General features: G+C 46.2%; 15 protein-coding genes and 2 pseudogenes. 9 read left to right on the top strand and 8 right to left on the bottom strand.

Features of this window, described 5'->3' with window-relative positions; genetic code table 11:
* Positions 1–68 precede the first annotated feature (68 nt).
* Positions 69–1,244: a radical SAM protein gene (locus SP90_RS03000; RefSeq protein ID WP_066852408.1), complete on the bottom strand. Its 1,176-nt coding sequence runs from the start codon at positions 1,242–1,244 to the stop codon at positions 69–71.
* A 134-nt stretch (positions 1,245–1,378) separates the two neighbouring features.
* Here SP90_RS03000 and SP90_RS02995 point away from each other — a divergent pair, with 134 nt between their 5' ends.
* The 8 genes from SP90_RS02995 to SP90_RS02955 all read left to right on the top strand — a co-directional run bounded on the left by SP90_RS02995 (position 1,379) and on the right by SP90_RS02955 (position 9,607).
* Positions 1,379–1,687: a hypothetical protein gene (locus SP90_RS02995; RefSeq protein ID WP_066852406.1), complete on the top strand. Its 309-nt coding sequence runs from the start codon at positions 1,379–1,381 to the stop codon at positions 1,685–1,687.
* 270 nt (positions 1,688–1,957) lie between these two features.
* On the top strand, positions 1,958–3,982 hold the full coding sequence (locus SP90_RS02990) for a PAS domain-containing sensor histidine kinase (protein WP_066852404.1): 2,025 nt from the start codon (positions 1,958–1,960) through the stop codon (positions 3,980–3,982).
* A 261-nt stretch (positions 3,983–4,243) separates the two neighbouring features.
* Positions 4,244–4,603 (top strand): ArsR/SmtB family transcription factor, encoded by a 360-nt coding sequence (locus SP90_RS02980; RefSeq protein ID WP_066852399.1) that lies wholly within the window; start codon positions 4,244–4,246, stop codon positions 4,601–4,603.
* Positions 4,604–4,861: 258 nt separating this feature from the next.
* A complete protein-coding gene (locus SP90_RS02975; RefSeq protein ID WP_066852397.1) occupies positions 4,862–5,584 on the top strand; it encodes a FadR/GntR family transcriptional regulator in 723 nt (240 codons plus the stop codon).
* A gap of 43 nt (positions 5,585–5,627) precedes the next feature.
* Positions 5,628–6,425: a sulfite exporter TauE/SafE family protein gene (locus tag SP90_RS02970; RefSeq protein ID WP_066852395.1), complete on the top strand. Its 798-nt coding sequence runs from the start codon at positions 5,628–5,630 to the stop codon at positions 6,423–6,425.
* Between the two features lie 254 nt (positions 6,426–6,679).
* Positions 6,680–7,909 (top strand): ABC transporter substrate-binding protein, encoded by a 1,230-nt coding sequence (locus SP90_RS02965; RefSeq protein ID WP_231895523.1) that lies wholly within the window; start codon positions 6,680–6,682, stop codon positions 7,907–7,909.
* Entirely contained in the window at positions 7,893–8,966 is a 1,074-nt protein-coding gene (locus tag SP90_RS02960; protein WP_066852391.1) for a nucleoside hydrolase, read from the top strand. The genes SP90_RS02965 and SP90_RS02960 overlap by 17 nt, the downstream gene beginning before the upstream one ends.
* Before the next feature lie 365 nt (positions 8,967–9,331).
* Positions 9,332–9,607 carry a hypothetical protein gene (locus SP90_RS02955; RefSeq protein WP_066852390.1) on the top strand — a complete coding sequence of 92 codons (276 nt, stop codon included), beginning with the start codon at positions 9,332–9,334 and terminating at the stop codon, positions 9,605–9,607.
* 180 nt (positions 9,608–9,787) lie between these two features.
* Here SP90_RS02955 and SP90_RS02950 read toward each other — a convergent pair whose 3' ends face one another.
* A complete protein-coding gene (locus SP90_RS02950; RefSeq protein ID WP_066852388.1) occupies positions 9,788–10,105 on the bottom strand; it encodes a TusE/DsrC/DsvC family sulfur relay protein in 318 nt (105 codons plus the stop codon).
* A gap of 518 nt (positions 10,106–10,623) precedes the next feature.
* Complete coding sequence (locus SP90_RS02945) at positions 10,624–11,298, bottom strand: CBS and ACT domain-containing protein (RefSeq protein ID WP_066852387.1); 675 nt, start codon at positions 11,296–11,298, stop codon at positions 10,624–10,626.
* Between the two features lie 224 nt (positions 11,299–11,522).
* Here SP90_RS02945 and larC point away from each other — a divergent pair, with 224 nt between their 5' ends.
* Positions 11,523–12,701 (top strand): nickel pincer cofactor biosynthesis protein LarC, encoded by a 1,179-nt coding sequence (larC, locus tag SP90_RS02940; protein ID WP_066852385.1) that lies wholly within the window; start codon positions 11,523–11,525, stop codon positions 12,699–12,701.
* Positions 12,702–12,819: 118 nt separating this feature from the next.
* Here larC and ade read toward each other — a convergent pair whose 3' ends face one another.
* From ade to SP90_RS16925, 5 genes and pseudogenes are all read right to left on the bottom strand, one after another.
* Positions 12,820–14,556, bottom strand: coding sequence for an adenine deaminase (ade, locus tag SP90_RS02935; protein ID WP_066852383.1), 1,737 nt, complete (start codon positions 14,554–14,556; stop codon positions 12,820–12,822).
* A gap of 161 nt (positions 14,557–14,717) precedes the next feature.
* Positions 14,718–16,067, bottom strand: a complete 1,350-nt coding sequence (locus SP90_RS02930; RefSeq protein ID WP_066852381.1) for a D-serine ammonia-lyase — start codon at positions 16,065–16,067, stop codon at positions 14,718–14,720.
* A 24-nt stretch (positions 16,068–16,091) separates the two neighbouring features.
* Complete coding sequence (locus tag SP90_RS02925) at positions 16,092–16,943, bottom strand: glycerophosphodiester phosphodiesterase (protein ID WP_066852379.1); 852 nt, start codon at positions 16,941–16,943, stop codon at positions 16,092–16,094.
* A 364-nt stretch (positions 16,944–17,307) separates the two neighbouring features.
* Positions 17,308–17,904: pseudogene (locus SP90_RS16930) on the bottom strand (methyl-accepting chemotaxis protein); the annotation flags it as partial.
* Between the two features lie 303 nt (positions 17,905–18,207).
* A pseudogene (locus tag SP90_RS16925) lies at positions 18,208–19,731 on the bottom strand (Cache 3/Cache 2 fusion domain-containing protein); the annotation flags it as partial.
* Positions 19,732–19,767: the final 36 nt, after the last annotated feature.

Raw genomic sequence — 19,767 nt, 5'->3', positions numbered from 1 at the left:
GTACCTAATTCTGTGAATCATTACGAAGAAAAATTATATTATTGTTTTGATGCAGTTGCGTGCCGGCATTATTCTTTTTGCGGCATGGGGATAGCTTGGCCTGTTGCAGCCAAGTGTTCAGGGGTAGTCGCACTTGGGCGAACTATTTCACTGAGTTCCGGAGAGAGTGGGGGGACTTGTTGTTCACTGATGATAGTATCCAACAGTGTAATATTTTCTTTATATCGGGAAAGATGGGGGTGAACGGTATGGGCTTGTTCAAAGAGTCTTCTGGCGTGTGCGTAATCATTGGTTTCGCAGGCCAGTACTCCCATATTGTTTAACGCACTGGAGTGCTCACTGTCATACAGAAGCGTTTGTCGGAAAGCGTGGGAGGCACTGTTGGATGCACCTGTAAGGAAAGAACGTATTCCTTCTATAAACCAGCCCTCTGCCGGGTTTAAGTCTACGTAATTGACTCCCTGACAAGGGCATCTGTCCACTGCGCACGGCGTAGCGGAACTGTTCAGGGTGACTTGATCGTGGATATTGCCAAGAACAGTTCTGTCTCCAGGACAACGGAAAATGGTTCCATCCGGTTCCATACGAATAAACGAATGTCCACTCAGGCAATCCACTCCACGGAAATTAAAGACCATCTTTATTCCCGCAGCAGGGTGTTCTGTAAAAATATTTTTGATTTCAGCTGAATAATTTTGTGGATATGTGAGTCCGTTATGGACTCCTTTGAATGGGCGGGGAGTGATAGGCACTCCATGTTTACTGAAAAACGCAACGTCATCAGGATAGCGCTGTTCCATAGATGGATGCAGTACGTAATTAACTTTAATAGTAAACCCTGCATCTGCTAAGATATGGTAATTTTCTATAAATGCTGGGATTGCATTTCTTTTTTCTCTTTCTTCAATATGGAGTGAGGCATATATATCATTAACACTCTGGGGCGAAATTGTTTTTGCAAACTCATTAATTTGTTTTGATAAACTAAGATTCGTGTCAATTCCAATATAGTGTTTTTGTGTAATCTCTTTGCATAGAGAAACGAACTCAGGATATAAAAATGGTTCACCACCTGTCATGCCCACTAACCACTTGTCATGATTTCTATTTAGAAATTCAAGAAGTGTCTCTGCAGAGATTGGATTACGTATTTTTTCGTTTGTATGTGGAAAATAACAGTAGGAACACTGGAAATTACAATTCCTTGTCATGTTCCATATCATGGATTTGTTGTAATTGAGCATGATTAGTGAACCTTGGTATGATTTGCAAATAACGGGTTGAAGTGGTAGGGAACCGCTTCATAATTTATACATAGTTACAGCTTAAATGAATCAGCTTGCTTCTGATGCGGGTATCTCGCAGGAGACATACGATAATGGATTTACGTGTTTTAGCAGAATTAAAAGAGTATCTTACAGTAAAACAACATACCCCGGGCAGATTGAAAGTGAAGGTTGATTTGAATATTCGAAATCACCCTAAGCTGCCGGAGTTGCAAAACGCTGCCAAAGACGGAAGCGCTGTTATTAAGAAGACAAATTTGAATATCTTTACGCAAACATTAACTGTTGAGTACGATAGCTCGTTGCTGCCGTATGAAGGTTTGCAGGAACTGCTTACCAGCAATGATGCAGATAGAGTTGCAGAGTTGGCAGCAGGGCTTATGGAGAACGTGACTGCATAGCTACGTTATTCTTTAATATGCCATAAGCATAGTTAGTTAGAGTGAGTGACACCCCGCAGATAGTACTATCTGCGGGGTGTTTTTGTTATTATAAGTATGAATAAGAGTATGTTAGACGTTCTTTAGCGTGTTTTTGCTGTGGTCGGGTGGCTTAAACTGGAGATCATGAGTGTGCTTTTCTTTATAATGTGCTGTAATGCGTTGCAATTAGTCTTGGTTGTCGTATGACTATGCGTACTTGAATTACATACGGTACTGATTGGAGAAAGCATGAAGAGTATATCCGGCAATAAGCAGTTCCATGTTTGTACAATTGATGAGCAGCCATGTTCGAAAGATCCGGGGTCACCGTCGGCACGATATATCTGCAGAGCAGAAACACCGTGTTGCGTTGATACCGCCCATCGTAACCAGCCCGTACTTCCTTATGAACTGCTGATCACTACATTGGATATGGGTCCTATGGCCGTTGCGCTGTTTACTGCCTCTTGTTATCCCGTATACTGGAATAAAAAATTTGAAGAAAACTTCGGTTCGCTGGAGGGGATTGGCCCGAAGGAACTAGAAGAGCAGCGAACCAGCCGCTGGCGATGTGTGGGGACATATCTTTGTGCGGTCAGAGATAGTCAGAAAGAGGTTTGCGGTGAATGCTGCAAATTGACCAGCAATGGCACATATGAATGGTTTGAAACCCGCACGCAGGTTTTGGAGTTTCCCAATTCGGAACCGATGTATCTGTATGTCGCTACCGAGGTGACACGCCAGAAAACTGCACAGATCAGTTTAAAGCAAACCCGTGATGAATTGGAAGAACGAGTCAAAGAGCGAACAGCTATTCTTGCACGGTTAAATAATACCCTTGAAGAGCAAGTTGCCAGAAGCAAGCAACAGCAGGAGGCACTTGCTGAAAGTGAAGAGCGGTTTCGTAATCTTTTTTTGAATAAGCACGGAATCCGTTTTCTATGGGACGCTGAAACATTTTGCATTGAAGAGGCGAATATAGGGGCAGCGGAGTTTTACGGGTATGAACAGGATGGTATGATCGGGCAGTCTGTTCAGCGTGTAACTGGAATGTCCGGTGCGGCAGTGCAGGACAGGATAGAGGAGGTAAAACGGTCTGGCCATGCATCGTTCACTTCACTGCACAGGCAGGCAGATGGTGAAATGCGGTACGTTGAGGTGCATTTTATCAGTGCTAAAAACAAAGGACGTAGGCTGATCTATTCTTTTACTATTGATATCAGCGAGCGCATTGAGGCAGAGCGGAAGGTTCACGAGCACAAAAACAACCTGAAGACATTGATGAATTCCACAAGCGATTGCGCATTGCTTGTAGCGCCTGACGGACAGGTGATTACCATGAATCAGGCAGCTCGGCAGGAGTTTAGATGCCTTGATCAGCCCGTTGAGGATGTGAATATTTTTACAACGCTGCACGAAAGTGTTGTCGGAGCATGGCGGAGAGCTTTTGAAGCGGTTCTCATCATGGGGATGGCAGAGCATATTGAAACAGATGTCAGCCGGTGCTTTAACGTTGCCTTTTACCCTGTCTTTACCGAGAGTCTGGATATAAGCGCTGTGGCTATTTACGCTGAAGATGTGACGTATGAAAAACGTACTGCGGAGCATTTAAAGCTACTTTCCAAACGGGTACTTTCCGCACAGGAAGATGAACGCAAGCGCATAGGCCGTGAGTTGCACGACAGTACTGCCCAGACGCTTTCAGGCATCAAATATATGCTGGAAAGCGAAGTTGCCTGCATGGAGCGTGGTGAGGCGGCAGATTCCGCTAATCTGGGCAAGATGATAGAGCTGCTGCAAGGGGCAATTGTTGAATTGCGGCATATTATTATGGCGTTGCGTCCCACTGTGTTGGATGACTTGGGATTAATTTCAGCCCTCAGATGGCTGTTGAGTGAAGCCTCTACAATACATCCGGCTATATCATTTTCCAGTATGTTTGAAGTGTCCGAACATGTCTTTACCGAACTGCAGAAAACTGTGCTGTTCAGAGTGGCACAGGAGGCGCTGGCAAATGCTGTAAAGCATAGTCAGGGTACTGAAATTACAATGCATGTTAAGCAGGAAGGCGAAAGCTGTGTGCTGTATGTGCAGGATAACGGTAGAGGTTTTTCAGTGGATGCCTGCACAAAGTCCGGCGTAGGGCTGGGAAGCATGCGGGAGCGAGTTGAGCTTGCACACGGGATGCTGGATATCCTTTCTGCAGAAGGAGAAGGCGCTCTTGTACGTGCGGCGGTTCCGTTGCGTACTACAGGAAATGACGGGGCTGATTGATGATGCTCCGTACACAGCGGCGTCATTTTGAAAAAAAGCCGCTCACAGATGGTTATCTGTTTGTCCCACCTGATCTTTTTTCATTCCCTGCACTGCATAGAGTTGCTGCAATCTGGCAGGTAAGGACGTTGTCAGCAGTTTGCGGTAATTTTTGTTTGTCAGTTTTCCTGCTTTCCTGAAATAGACTTTGTGAACATACTTGATTATCATAGTACCTAAGTAGAAATTCTCTGTTGTATCTTAACGTTGTAGGAGGAGCGGGTGGCTGAAATCACACCTGTTTGCCAGATTACTTGTGTTCACGAAGAAGCGGTTGCCAAAGTTCAGGAATCAATGCTTCCGGATGAACAGCTGAGCAGCCTTTCAGAATTATTTAAAATTTTGGGTGACAGAACGCGCATGCGTATTCTGCACGCCTTATCGCATCATGAATTGTGTGTATGTGACCTTGTGACCATTATCGGCATGAGCCAGCCTGCAGTTTCGCACCAGCTGCGCCTGTTGCGGGCGGCAAAACTTGTCCGGTACCGTAAGGTTGGAAAAAACGTGTACTACTCTCTGGCAGATGATCATGTGACAGTGCTGCTCTCCACAGCATTGGAGCATATCCTTGAAGAGTAGCGGTATATGCGCAACGTATATGAGTTAAGTAGAAGCCAAAGTTCATAATACATATTGTATTACGGAGTTTGGCTTTTTTGTGGGCATGAATACAATCGTTAAGACGATGTATGAGTGCGTAACAGACAGTTCGCAGTGTCTTTTTCTGTTTACAGACTGATGGCAGCTTGCTATCAGGAGTGTATTGGTCTGACCAATGTGTGTGACAGAAGTAAACCTGCTCATGGTATAGTGAGCTGCAGCGCAGAAGGAGTGGGTATGCCGTCATCAAAAAGTGAAGCAACACAACCGCAGGCTAAACAGCGTAGAGTACATGAAGCTATAGCTGATCAATTACGGGATGTTATTACCAGCGGTGAATTTCCCGCGGGAAAGCGTCTTCCGTCTGAGCGTAAGCTTGCGGAAATTTTTTCTGTTTCTCGTCACGGGGTACGCGAGGCATTGCGTAAACTTGAGGAACAGGGGCTTGTTTTTTCGCGGCAGGGTGACGGAACATACGTGCGACATATAGAAGAAGCACAAGGGCGAAAGCCTGTTGCGGCGGCACTGGACAGAAATAAGTGTCGGTACGTTGAGGTGCTTGAACTACGCAAAGTTATTGAACCGCAGATTGCCGCCCTTGCTGCACAGCATATTACAGAAGAAGAACTTATTGAGTTGCGGCGGGTGCTTGATGAACAGATCGATGAGATCAGTCAGGGACGCAGCGGCGCAGAAGCAGATTGCGAATTTCATAAGTTGATTGCTGCCGGTACAAAAAACAGCGTAATGCTGGAAATGGTAACGCGCATTCATGATATTGTGGCACAGAGTTTAGAATTTACCTTGGAAAACAGCCATCGCAGGCACTGGGCAACAGAGACGCACGAACGAATTTTGCGCGCCCTTGAGAACAGAGATCCGGAGACTGCACGCAAGGAAATGTATGAGCACATAGCGTATGTTGAATCGCTTGCGCTTTCTGAGTTGGAAGGGGAGTAATGTGCTGACCCTTCAATGTTTGTAATGAGAATGGAGAGATTCTATGGTTTCAGTGGTGCTTTTGTATCTGGCTGTGGGGGCATTTGCAGGCGTATTAGCAGGACTCCTCGGGATTGGAGGCGGTCTGGTTATTGTTCCGCTGCTGGTGTTCAGTTTCACCTTGCAGGGGATTCCGCAAGAGGTGTTTATGCACCTTGCGCTGGGCACATCCCTCGCTTCGATTATTTTCACATCCATTGCCAGTTTCAGGGCACACGATAAACGTGGAGCAGTGCGCTGGGATGTCTTCCGTTCCATTACCCCCGGAATTATTATTGGTAGTCTTATCGGGGCGGAAATTGCGTCACGTATGTCCTCCGGTGTGCTCAAAGGTATTTTTGTTTGTTTTCTCTACTATGTGGGAACTCAGATGCTGCTCGGCATTAAGCCTAAAGCAAGCAGAGAGCTTCCGGGAACTGTGGGCATTACCGGAGCAGGCGGTGTGATCGGCATGGTTTCAAGTATTGTCGGTATTGGTGGCGGTACCATGTCTGTACCGTTTCTTTCTTTCTGTAACGTGCCTATGCACGTTGCCATCGGTACTGCGTCTGCCATTGGTTTCCCGATCGCTCTTGCATCAACCTTAGGGTATGTTGTTACAGGTTTTTCTGATCCAATAACGCCTGCGTACTCTTTAGGCTATGTTTATCTTCCAGCGCTTGCAGGTATTATCAGTGCCAGCTGGTTCACTGCTCCCCTTGGTGCAAAACTTGCGCACTCGCTACCAGTTGCTAAATTAAGCAAAATTTTTGCAGTCTTGTTGTTCGTTGTCGCAACAAAAATGCTGTTTAGTTTGTTCTAATCGATAGAATTCCCCAGATTATATAAAGGCACTCTATTCTTAGTTAGATAGAGTGCCTTTTTTTATGCGTAATGCTAAGGGAAGATGCATGTTGGTGGTTGTTATTTTACAACAATCTTTCTAATGCTGAAAGAAGGACTGTCATCAGGCTGTAGAGATACTGTGCATGAAGGACGATTACTTTTTTGCGCAGAGTCGGCTTGAAAGCAAATACAATTTTATGGTGTTCGTGCATTAACCAGTTGAGGTACGTAGTGAGAAGTTTGTATCGATTTTTACTGACAGGATTATGTGTTGTTCTGATGGCTGTTGCTGCCGGTTGCGGCGGTGAGGAAAAGCAGGAAGCTGCTGGTGCGTTAAGCTGGGATGAGCATGTTGCCGCAGCTAAAGGTTCAACCGTGCGGTTTTATATGTACGGCGGCATGAATAATGTGAATGACTGGATTGATGGCACGATTGCTCCGGCAGTGAAGGAACAGTACGGCATTATTCTTGAGCGTGTTCCCATGAGTGCGCCAGTCTTTATGAACAAAATGCTTACTGAGAAAAGTGCTGGAAAGACAAAGGGCAGTATTGATTTGCTGTGGATCAACGGGGAAAATTTCAAAAATGCACGTAAGGCGGATTTGCTTGAAGGGCCTGTGACCCAGTTACTTCCCAATTACGCTGCCTACGTGAATCCGGTTGAATCTGCGACGGACTTCGGCTTTCCGGTTGAAGGGTATGAGGCTCCATACGGGCGGGCGCAATTTGTTTTTGAATATGACCGTGCTCGTACTCCAAACCCTCCCAAATCATTTGCTGAACTTAAGGAATGGGTGAAAGAAAATCCGGGACGGTTCACCTATCCTTCCCCACCAGATTTTACAGGTTCAGCGTTTATCAGACAGGCGTTTTATGCGGTCACAGGCGGGCATGAGCAATATCTGAACGGCTTCGACCAAGCACTGTATGATGCCAATGCACCAAAATTGTGGGCATACCTCAACGACATTGCACCGTACTTATGGCAGGAAGGAAAGGCATATCCAAAAGATCCTGCATTTCAGGCAACGCTTTTTTCCCGTGGGGAAATTGATATCATGATGGCCTACCATCCTACCCATGCGCAGAACAGAATTCATGATGGAACATATCCGGAAAGCGTCCGAACATATGTGATGGAGGAAGGTTCCATCTATAATACTCACTTCACAGCAATTCCAAAGAATGCACCGAATAAGTCCGGTGCGCTGGTTGTTATGAACTATCTTCTTTCCCCAGAGGCACAGCTTTCAAAGTTTTCACCTGAAGTCTGGGGAGATTTCCCAGTGCTCGATATGAATAAGCTGTCACAGGAGCAGGCCGCCGCATTTACAGCTGTTGAACTGGGCATAGCAACGTTGAAGCCCAAAGAGTTGAGTGATGCTGCGGTACCTGAAATTCCTTCCGAATGGTTAGAAGCTCTTGAACAAGGCTGGGAGAAGCATGTTCTTAAAAAATAGTGATGCCATCCCGCTTGTTATAGACACTGACAATGCTTTTGGGATGCCAGTGCGCGATCTGGATGACGGCATTGCGCTTATCATAAGTCTTGTCTCAGAACAGATTGATGTAAAGGGTGTTGTGGCATCCGCGTGCAATTGCAGAGCGCATGAGGCTGCGCAGAATACACTGCATCTTTTTGAGCAGTTTGGAATTACACATATTCCTGTAGGACTAGGGGCGGAAACGCCCCTTTCTGGCAACAGGGAGGCGCATCATCAGTATCTGGATGCCAAAGTGCAGGGAAAAGGGGCTGTATACTGGAACGATGCCCCTGTGGTTCCTTCTCGAAACGTATCAGCACTCCCGAACGGTGTTGATGTTCTGATCGATGCGGTTCGGGCAAATCCGCATGAAATTGTGCTGGTGGCGCTGGGCAGTTTTACCAACATAGCGCTGGCATTGCGTAAGGCTCCTGACATTGTTCCTATGGTCAGGGAAATAGTGCACATGGGTGGTTCATTTGAACCGCAGGAAGGAGAAATGCGGTTTGACTGGGATACACCGGATATCCCCAAGGAAGTATGGGATACAACACTTCGCTTTAACACATGGTACGACAAGCAGGCCACAGCAGAGGTTTTGCAGTCCGGCATTCCTGTGTGTTTTATTACAGCCAATGTGACCAGTAATTTTTATTTGCAAAACACGCAGGTAGAACAGCTTTGTGATAACGCCAAGGGTGAATTGGGGAGCTACCTTATGCGTTTGATCCTACCGTGGCAGAAGTGGAGTATTGCAGAAAGAAAGTTGGCCGGTGCGCATATGCATGATCCGTTGACCATACTTGCACTGCTGGACAGGTCAGTGTGCACATACCGTTATATGAAAGCCGATGTTTTAGGGTTTCTGGCAGGATACGAACTTTTTCCACAAAATGAATCAAGACTGTGGAAAACGTGTCAGAATACGTTTATCCCAAAGGTAAAAGTGGCCACTAACTTACGGACGGCAAGGGCTGAGCAATTGTTACAGGATTTATTGCTCAGAGCTGTGACGTTAGAATCTAACGAATGATTAAATAATTGGTTTTTTGGGCTGTTACTTGATACTGTTAGTGCAATTAGCTCCGTGATCCTATTTATAGTTAGAGCTAATTTTGAGGAGGAAAAATTCCGTGTATCACTAAAATACTTGGATTTGTTCTTAACTTTGCACTGCTTGTGGAAAAAAATATACTTGTTGCTAAAACACCTCCGTTCTAGTGTGCACTTCAAGCAAAAAGCAAGAATAGGAATCAGGGTAAAAATCCTGTAAATTTAAGTTACTAGAATACATTCTCTAGCTGCTCCACGTTATGTGGCTTGAATCTCAAACTTTATTTTCCCGATAGAGTACAGAGAGTTAACACAGAGGATGAAAGTGATACTTTGGAGGGCGCCGTGCTCAAAGATACAATGGACAATATGATTATAAAACTTGGGAAAGAATTTTCTGAATTTTCTGGAACATTGCGTTCCGTAAAGAAAAACGACTGCGGCGATTTCGTCGTCTCTCCCGAGGTAATGCGTAATATTGTGGGACACGTGGAAAACCTGTTTGGTACCATGCGTGAAACCCAGCAGTCTGTGCAATTAGCTCTGGAAAGCGAGTTGTTGCAAGAAGAGAGGAAATGGATTGATTTGCTTGATAACGCAGATATGACTACCGAGCATTAAGCTATCTTTTCATATCAAGCTGTTAGGCGATTTAGTTGTGACATGTGTCCCCTTGGTGCGAAAGCATTGAGGGGACGTGTGTTTTTGCAGGGCAGAGGCTGTGTCCTGCTTTATTTTGGGCAAAAGAAAAGCGGGAGAAAAAACTCCCGCTTTACATGCTCAAACTGTAAGATCAGCTGACTATACGCAGCCGGTAGGCTTAGGAAGACCAGCCATCTTACATGCTCCCTTACCTGGGCCGGAAGGGAAGAGTTCGTATACCTGCTTCAGTTTGAAGCCGGTGTTTTTAGAAAGGATACGCACCATAGGAGCGATACCGTTCTTTTTGTAGTAATCCTGAAGGAAGTCGAGGATTTTCTGGTGATCTTCGGTGATCTCGGAGATACCTTCAGATTCTTTTACGTATTCAACCCACTCAGGGCACCATTCTTCGAACTTAAGCAGGAAGCCGTCTTCATCAACTTCGAAAGTTTTACCTTCATAAGTAATTTCAGCCATTTTGTCCTCCTTGGACATGGTCTATAAGCGTTATATTCAGCTCAGACATATGCCGGGTTGCAGCAATAGCTGACAACCGATGTAAAGCAGTGATCCACTGCTTGTCTCCATCCAGATTTGCTCTATAAAGCAAACACTGACTTGTTAAAGCCGCGATAGCCCATTTGTCAATGGGGCAAGCTCATAAAATTCGATTTTTCTTGTTGTCTTACGAAACGGAAAAAAAGAAAAACAAGTGCTCGCGACGGCGATAAGATGCCATAGTGTGCTAAAAAACACAAGCATCCTGAGGCTGATGAATTGTTAAACATACAAGTGTATTACGTGTGTTTAACGAAAAAAATGCCGCAAGTGAAGGAAGCAATAGAAGTAAGGTGAGAGTGATAGGCTTATAATCCGTTGCGAAGCTGCAACTAGGTGTTGCAAAGTTGCTGCTTGTGAAGGGTTTACTGCAGTAGCACGCATAAAAAAAGGACGGCTTGGAAAAGCCGCCCGTAGTTTTGCACAATTTGAGCAGGTTATTGAGGGTGCACATTGTCACGCGCCCAGAAAATGACATTGAACTTGCTTTTAAGTTCTTCAATTATCTGGTTTTCCTTGGTGCGTTCCATAGGCATGATACGAATGTTCACATCGCGGGTGCCTTTTCCTTCCTCTTCTTCCATGGAAGAGAGGATAGAAACGATACGCGCTTTGTGCTCGCGCATAACGTTCAGAATCGGACGCAGGGTTCCGGCCTCGTTCGGCAATCGGATACCGAACTGGACACCGCCATGACGAACACCGGTAATACTGATGAGCACATTAAAGATATCACTTACTGTGATAATGCCCTCCAGCTTTCCATCTTCATTAACTACAGGGAGTCCGCCAAAGTCTTTTTCAATCATCATGATAGCGGCATTTTCAACAGTGTTGTCCGGGCTTGTTACAAGCGGGTCCACTGTCATAATGTCCTTAACCTTGATTTCAGAGAGCAGGTAGTAAAGCTCATGAACATCAAGTGTTGTAGCTTTGGAAGGAGAGGCTTCTTTGATGTCCCGGTCAGAGACAATCCCGACAATACGGCCGTCCTGATCAACTACAGGAACACGGCTGATATTGTGTGTTTTTAGAGCCTTGGAGGCCTTCATCATTGATGTATCGGGCGAGACAGTAATTACATCTTTTGCCATCCAGTCGCGAATCAGCATGATTTTTCCTCCTGAAATACACTCATACGTTTGATCATTGATAGTATACTTGTTTTATATATAAGCATTTATTTTATGGCTGAACAAGCGAAATTTGCCATAATCAGACGGCTGTACTTTGTTTGAGTGTTAGCTTAGTAGATAATAGATATAATTTTTTTGTTTGATGGCACACTAGAGTTCTCCACCGGTTTTACTGTCCCCGTGATATAAGGATGATGCACATGAAAACATTGTATATGGATTGCAGGTATGGGCTTGGCGGCGATATGTTTTTGGCCGCTGTGCATGAACTGGGTGTAGATCTGTCGCGGTTGCAGCGAATTTTTATTGAGGCTGGCATTTATGTTTCCATAGCCCCTGTCAGTACATTGCGGCAGTCCATTGTGGGCGCAAAAGTTTCCATAGAATGGCCTGATGGCCAGCCTTTGCGTCATCTTCCTGAAATTGTAGAGATCATCAAAAAGCTGAATGTGTCTCCCGAAGTGCGGGTGCGGTCTGTACAGGCGTTTCAGCGTCTTGCAGAAGTCGAGGCAGCTGTTCACGGCAAGGCCGTCAAAGAGATTCATTTTCATGAAGTCGGTGCCATTGATACGCTTGTGGATGTTGTGGGCGCTTTCTGGGCGCTTGAGCAGCTTGGCGTTACAAAGGTTGCAGCCTCCCAGTTGCCATGGTTCTCCGGTACGGTTGAATGTGAACATGGCGTGCTTCCGCTTCCTGCGCCGGCAGTCCTTGAACTGCTGAAAGGGAAGCCTGTTTTTGCCACAGAATATGAGGAAGAACTTATTACTCCTACTGGTGCGTTACTTATTGACCAGCTTGTTACCAAGTTTACTTCCGGTGCGGAGGGGACTCTTCTTACAACAGGTACTGGTTACGGGCAGCGTGAGACAGGCGGCGGGCTTCGGATAAGCTTGCTGGAACCGCAACTTCCGGCAGAAGAGACGGTGGAGGAGACAGATTCCACTGCCACAACGGATGAGATTTATGTACTGGAGAGTCATATAGATCATCTGACAGGTGAAGAGTTGGGACGGTGCTTTGATGTGTTTATGGATGCAGGAGCGCTGGATGTCTTTTTTGCAGCAGGGATTATGAAGAAGAATCGTCCTGCGGGAAGTTTCAAGGTGCTTTGCAAGCCGGAAGATTTGAGCCGCATGGAACAGCTGTTCTTTGCGCATACCCATTCGCTCGGAATACGCAGACAAAAGATAGAGCGGGTATTATTACCACGGCGTGAGGAGCGGACAGAAACTCCGTACGGTGAGATGGACGGGAAGAGCTATCATATTGACGGCATGAAAATGTCTAAACCTGAATATGAAGAGCTGGTGAAATTTTCAAAAAAAACAGGACGTAGCTTGCCGGAGCTTCGCTACATGCTGTTTGATAAGAAAAAATAGTCTGATGAAGCTACTCTGTTTAGCAACGGAGTGTGTTTTGTATAAATAAAGGGTTGGCCTGTGTACACAGGCCAACCTTTTTATATTGAATTATGTCAGAATCATTTTGCGTCTGTTGTTAGGCGTCTGCCTCAACAGGAACGAATGAGAATGTCGTAACATCAAACAGCCCGCCGTCAGTAAGCTTGAGCGCCGGAATAACAGGCAGGCTCATGAAGCTGAGTGTCATGAATGGCTGCAGTTTCGGGTTGATGTTGAACTCTTTGGCAAGGGTCAGTAGTTCTTCCATTTTTGCAGCAACTTCCTGTGCAGGACGGTCAGACATGAGGCCGGCAATAGGTAACGGCAGATGACCAAGCACCTTGCCTTCCCGTACGAGCGTAATACCGCCGCCGATTTCTTTAAGGTCGTTAATGGCTGTCAGCATATCTTCATCATTATCGCCTGCAACTACAATGTTATGTGAATCGTGGGCGATAGTGGTGGCAATGGCGCCATTGGTGATGTGGTAATTTTCAAAGATACCAAGACCGATGTTGCCGGTGGCGTTGTGGCGCTCAACTACAGCGATTTTAGCAAGGCCTTCATTCTGGCGCGGGTTGAAGCAACCGTTGTCATCAAGAACGACTTCCTTTGTAACGGATTCTGTGAGTACAGTATCCGGAATAACATGTATTGTGCGAACCTTGTTGCTGGAGAGCTTGAGTGTAAGGTCTTCAATGTTGATTGGAGAAAGATTTACAGTGTCGCGTACAGAGTCACGAACAAGCTCTTGCGGTTCGACAAGCAGGGTTCCATTCTCTGCGATGTGTTTTCCGCTGGTGAACACGTGGCTGACTTCAAAATTTGTGAGATCACGAACGATCATAATGTCAGCATCGTAGCCCGGAGCGACGGCGCCTTTGCTTTTCAGGCCATAACATTCGGCTGTATTCAGTGTTCCGATGGTAATGGCTTGCAGAGGGTCAATACCTTCTTCAACAGCAATTTTGAGGTTCTTGTTCAAGTGGCCGTTTGCAAGGATGTCTGCCGGTTCACGGTCGTCTGTGCAGAAAACGCAACGTCTGTAGTTGGCATCTGTCAGTCCCTTGGCAAGAGCGCGTAGATCCTTGGTTGCAGAGCCTTCGCGGATAAGCACATACATGCCAAGGCGAATGCGTTCGTGCATTTCTTCTACACTTGAACATTCGTGATCTGTTTTGATGCCTGCTGCGGCATAAGCAATCAGGTCACGACCGGATAATCCCGGTGTGTGTCCGTCAGAAACAAGGCCGCGGGATGCAGCCATGTCGATTTTATCCAGCACGGTCGGGTCGCTGTTAATAACGCCGGGAAAGTTCATTACTTCCGCAAGGCCGTGCACACCTTCGTGATCGATAAGTTCAGATAATTCTTTTGCAGTGAGCGTGGCGCCGGAGTTTTCAAACGGTGTTGCAGGAACACAGGATGGAAGCATGATACGGACATTCAGTGGCAGGTCTTTAGACGCATCAAGCATATAGCGGATGCCTTCAAGGCCGCAGACGTTAGCAATTTCGTGCGGGTCTGCAATGATTGTAGTGGTGCCGTATGGCAGAACGCATTTGGCGAATTGTGCCGGTGAGACAACAGAGGACTCAATGTGCACGTGTCCGTCAATAAGCCCCGGCATGAGATAGCCGCCAGCAGCATCAATTGTGTGTGCTGCCTCGTATTCACCGAAGCCGACAATTTTACCGTCACCTATGGCAACAGCGCTTTCAAAAATAGTCTGAGAAAATACATCAACAACTTTGCAGTTGGTAATGAGAGTGTCTACGGGAATACGGCCTGCCGCCATATCGATTCGACGGGTAAGAGCTTCGCGTTCTGTCATGATCTGTCCTTATATATGATGTGCTGCCACGAACTGTCGTGTAAAGTACGGAGCAAATATCATGTAACAGGTTCGGATGAAAGAAGAAGGATGTGTTCAGCTCTTTGGTTGTGTAACATGTTGATGATATTTGTATTGTTGCAAGGTTTCGTGTTGGCGCACTATGTTTTTTTGAGTAAAGCGGCTCCGGTTTCATAGTATTTTTGCATTTCTTCATCCGGCACCATACTTCCGCCTGTACCCCATGCGATATGTGTTGCCGAAGGCATGGTGTCTTGCAGGTTGTGTTGCTGGATATATTCCCTGTGGTTATGCATGTGGACAATACCGGACATGCCGGCAAGAGCGGAAGGTTCCAGCTTGATGCCTTCTGAGTCTGTCAGCATGGTGAGCAGTTTGAACATGGTATCATCACTTACGGTGAATGTACCATCAATCATATGCTGCATGGTTTTTCCGACAAATCCTGAAGGTCTGCCTACTGCAAGGCCGTCTGCAACTGTTTTGTTATCTATGCCGAAATCCTGAACTGATACAGCATCATGTAGTCCTGTATACAGGCCGATGAGCATTGCAGGAGAACGTGTGGGCTCAGCAAAGAAGCAGTGCACATTGTCCCCGAAAACAAGCTTCAGCCCGAAAGCAACGCCGCCCGGGCCGCCTCCGACACCACATGGGAGATAGACAAAAAGCGGGTGATCAGCATCAACAGTAATATTTTTCTCTTCAAGCTGCTGTTTGAGTCGTTCTGCTGCAACAGCATAACCAAGAAACAGCGTTACAGAGTTTTCATCATCAATGAAATAGCAATAAGGATTTGTTGCTGCTTGCTTTCTTCCTTCGGCTACAGCCGTTGAATAGTCAGAATCATATTCAATGACATGTACTCCTTTGGAGCGCAGCATGTCTTTTTTCCACTGACGTGCGTCGGCTGACATGTGCACAGTGACAGAGAAGCCCAGCTGTGCGCTGATGATTCCGATGGAAAGCCCCAGATTGCCGGTAGAGCCAACCGCAATGGCGTGCTTGCTGAAGAAATGTTTGAATTCTTCACTGTCGAGCTTGGAGTAATCATCTGATTCGGAAAGTAATTCTGCACCGAGTGCAAGCTTTTCTGCATGATTGAGAACTTCGTAAATACCGCCGCGTGCTTTTATGGAGCCGGATATGGGCAGCTCGCTGTCACACTTAAGCAGAAGCTCTCCAGAGAGTTGTGTTCGGAAATATTCGCTTAATGCTGATTTCATGTAAGGAATATGGCGCAGGGGCGACTCAATCATCCCCTCACTTGCTTCTGTTTCAGGGAATACTTTTTCAATGTATGGACGAAAGCGTTCAAGCCGTGCTGCTGCGTCTTCTACGTCTGCTCTGGAGAGTGCAATGCCTTTGGTTGCCTCCGCAAAAGGGAGTGTGTCAGGATTGAACCATACAGTTTCGGTAAGATCTATAAGTTGATTGATGAACGCGTTATTTTTCCAGTTTGCAATAGTCTGTTCAGTCTGGGCAGGCATGGAGAACTCCTGTGTGAGGTTGGGTTAGCTCAACGTTACGTTCTTTATGGCAGTAAGGGCAAGATCAGGGAAGTCAGAAATAAGACCGTCAGTTCCCCATTGAGCAAACGTCGAGAGCTCTTTTTCGCAGTTTATTGTCCAGATGTTCACCAGTAATCCGGCGTTATGCAACGCCTGAATGTCTTCAGCAGTCGTAATGCTGCGGCATGGATGGTAGGCAGTTGCATTGAGTTTTTTGCAGTACTCAGCAGGGTGTTCAATACGTTCTTCTGTGAGCACACCAAGCGGCATTTCCGGCATAATGGTATGGATGGTTTTGAGGTACTCGTGATTGAACGAAGATATCAAAATTTGAGCTGCCACATCGCGTCCGCGAATTTGATCAATAACCGTATGTACAATGGTGTGTGTATGGTCATCAATTTCTGTCTGATCTTTTATTTCCAGATTCAGCAGCATGTTTGATTTTTTGAAAAAATGAAGCGTTTCTTCCAGTGTCAGGATTTGTGTTCCTGTAAACGCTGCTGCTTCGTCTGACGAAACAGCACCTTTTGTAATCTGGTTGAACGGGTCTGCTTCTGCATACCACGCCCCAGCATCAAGGGTCTGTACTTCGCGCAAGGTCAGGTGGTGGATGCCGGTTTTTTCATCATGTTTTTGTAACTGTGGCAGCTTGGAAATATTAGTGGTGCGGGTAAGCACATAGTCGTGGAACACAACCGGATGGCCATCTTTGGTCAGTTGTACATCAAGCTCTATTGCTTCAGCACCAAGCTCGAGTGCTTTGGTAAACGCAGGCATGGTATTTTCAGGTGCGTAGGCTCTTGCACCGCGATGTGCGTATGTAAGTTGTGTTGCTGCTCTCTCTATAAACACTAGCTGCTCCTATAGTGCCTGTCTTTGATACGTAACTTGGGACAATATTGTGCGACAGGCTGTGTACTTTCGGGAATGGTGTGTCAATAACATGGGCATATCACTCATGGGGGGCAGAGTGAAGTGTTACGGGGCGTTATTCTCAGATTCAGATACAATGTACTCTGCCATATAGTGCATTTCTTCAGTGGAGGTTACAAATGCTGTTTGGATGCATTAACGCTAAGAAGTACCTGATTGTGGGATTAGAGCGCTGCATCTGGCTGTGTAACAAAAGCCAATCCCAGCACAGAAGGAATTTGTGCTGAGATTGGCTTTTATATTTGGGTAGTGCCAGATGTATCTCAATCAGGCAGCGTTTGTATTACTGCTGCAACTCGTCAATAAGCGTTTTGAGATTCTGAGCAAGTCTGGAGAGTTCCATTACAGCGTGAGCTGATTCGGTAAGGGCTTGTGCAGATTCATCAGCAAGGCGGTTCACCTCACCGGATGCTCCGGCAATTTGCTCTGCTGCTGCGGATTGTTCTTCAGCGGCGGTTGCAATGGATCGCACACGGTCAGAGGTCTCAAGTACCGTACCGACAATTTGTCCCAGTGCTTTGCCAGCATTTTGTGTTTGTGACGCTGTTCCCTCAACAAGGCGGGAAACATCATTCATATGCGTAATTGTGCTTGAGGTACTGCTTTGAATACCCTGTACTACGGATTCAACTTCCTTGGTGGCATTCACTGTTTTTTCAGCAAGTTTGCGCACTTCATCTGCTACAACGGCAAATCCGCGTCCTGCTTCACCAGCACGGGCTGCTTCAATAGCCGCGTTAAGCGCCAGAAGGTTGGTCTGGTCTGCAATGTCGTTAATCACACTGATAATATTACCGATCCCTTCAGCCTGAGCGCTGAGCTCTGTAAGAGTATTCTGCATGAGCTCGGTGTGTGAGTGGACTTCTTCTGTGGAGGTGATGACGTTGGAGACAACAGTGGCACCTTCTTCTGCAATGCTTTTTGCTTCGTCTGCATTTTCGGCAGCGTCCGCGGCATTTTTAGCAACTTCAAGCGTTGTGGAGTTCATCTCTTCAATGGCGATGGCTGATTCTCCGGCGCGCTCTGCCTGAGTAGAGGCGCCGATTCTACACTGCTCAACTTGTGCAGACAGCTGTTCGGATGCGGAAGAAACTTGGTCTGCAATAGAATGGGCTTGCGCTGCCGTATCGGCAATGCGTTCATTCTGACGGAGAATAACGGTCTGGTTTTCACGGATTTCGGTCATGTCATGCCAGAACGTAACGGAGCCAAGCAGGTTACCGTCCATATCGTAAAACGGTGTGGAGCTGACAGCAATGTACAGGGTTCGTCCGGAAGGGTGTTGTACTTCGATATCTTGCGTAATGGCTTTTTCAGAAAGAATAGCCTTATCTGCAATTGTTTCGCGGTTGGCATCGCCGTAGAAGAACTCACCTGAACGCATTCCTTTATAGCTTTCAGTGTCTCCTTTTTTGCCAATATAGTCAAGTAGTTGTGAGTTTGTCCAAAGCACTGTAAGGTCGGGTCCGATGATAGAGCATGGAGCAGGAATTCCGTTTAAAACACCTTCAGAAAAGCCTAGCTTATTCTTAAGCTCTGCCACCATGGTGTTAACAGAAGTTACTGTGCTGCCGATGGCATCCTGAAGGCTGTACTCATAATGGGCATTCAGGTCGCCGGCTGCAATTTTGCGCGTTGTTTTTCCAAGTTCTTCCAGCGGTGCAAGCAGGTTCCTGAGCAGGAAGACAAGTGTGAGGCTGGAAAGCAGGATGCCGCAGACAATGCTGGCCATGCTGAGTTTTTTCAGAGTTTCATCAGCTTTAAGGCTTAGATATTTTTCCGGAACAGTGAAGCCGACATGCCAGTCGCGGGATTTAATGTACTTAACAAAGGATAGTCTTTTTTCTCCTTTGAATGTGTAATTCGTAAAACCTTCTCCGCTTTTCATGATGGCGCGGCCAGCTTCTGTGTCGGCCAAGTTGCCATTTGCCATAAATGCTGCATCAGGGTGGTAGACAAAGCTGCCGTCAGTACGGGTGATAAATGGATATCCGTATCCATTATATGTAACTTTTTTGACCATTTCGAGTAACGGAGTTGTCATCATCGGGCGGCCACAATAAACCACGGCAATAATGCTACCATTTGTGTCTTTTAGTGGTTTGTATGTGGTTACGTACCATGCGTTAACTACGAAAGCTCGCCCGCGGAAGGTGTTGCCGCCCATCACCGTCTGGTACACAGGGCTGCTGGATGGAATGTATGTGCCAGTGGCACGTTTTCCGTTAAGTTTTTTTACATTGGTAGAGATGCGGAGAAGTTTTCCCGGAAGGACTTGAAAGATGGTTGCAGTGCCGCCGACAGTTTCTTGAATGTTATCAACAAGTTTGTTGCTTTCATTAAGAACTGTACTGTCAGCACCGGTTCCCAGTGTAAGGGACGGGATGGTTACAGATTCAGTCTTTTTTGTAATCTGATTTGTAATGTCAGTCGTAATGGTTTTGCTGGCATCAAGAGATATGCCGCCATGTAGTTCGACTTCATCTTCGAACACATTAATGTCTGTTGAAAGTTTTTCCAGTGTAATGCTGTGCTGCATTTCCACGCTGTCTTTCAAACTTACAACCATAGTACTGATGAACTGCTTGCCAAGATTAACAAGTGCATCATGAGAAACTGTGTAGTTGCTCCAGCTTAATACGCCGAGGAGAAGTACTATTACAATCAGTATAGAGCCTATTAATTTTTTATTAAAATTTAGCCCCATGTCACAACCCCCAAAAATTTAACAGTCGTCAAATCT

Source organism: Halodesulfovibrio spirochaetisodalis (genome assembly GCF_001672295.1).
Classification (GTDB): Bacteria; Desulfobacterota; Desulfovibrionia; order Desulfovibrionales; family Desulfovibrionaceae; genus Halodesulfovibrio; species Halodesulfovibrio spirochaetisodalis.
This window is presented reverse-complemented; position numbering and strand designations above follow the sequence as displayed.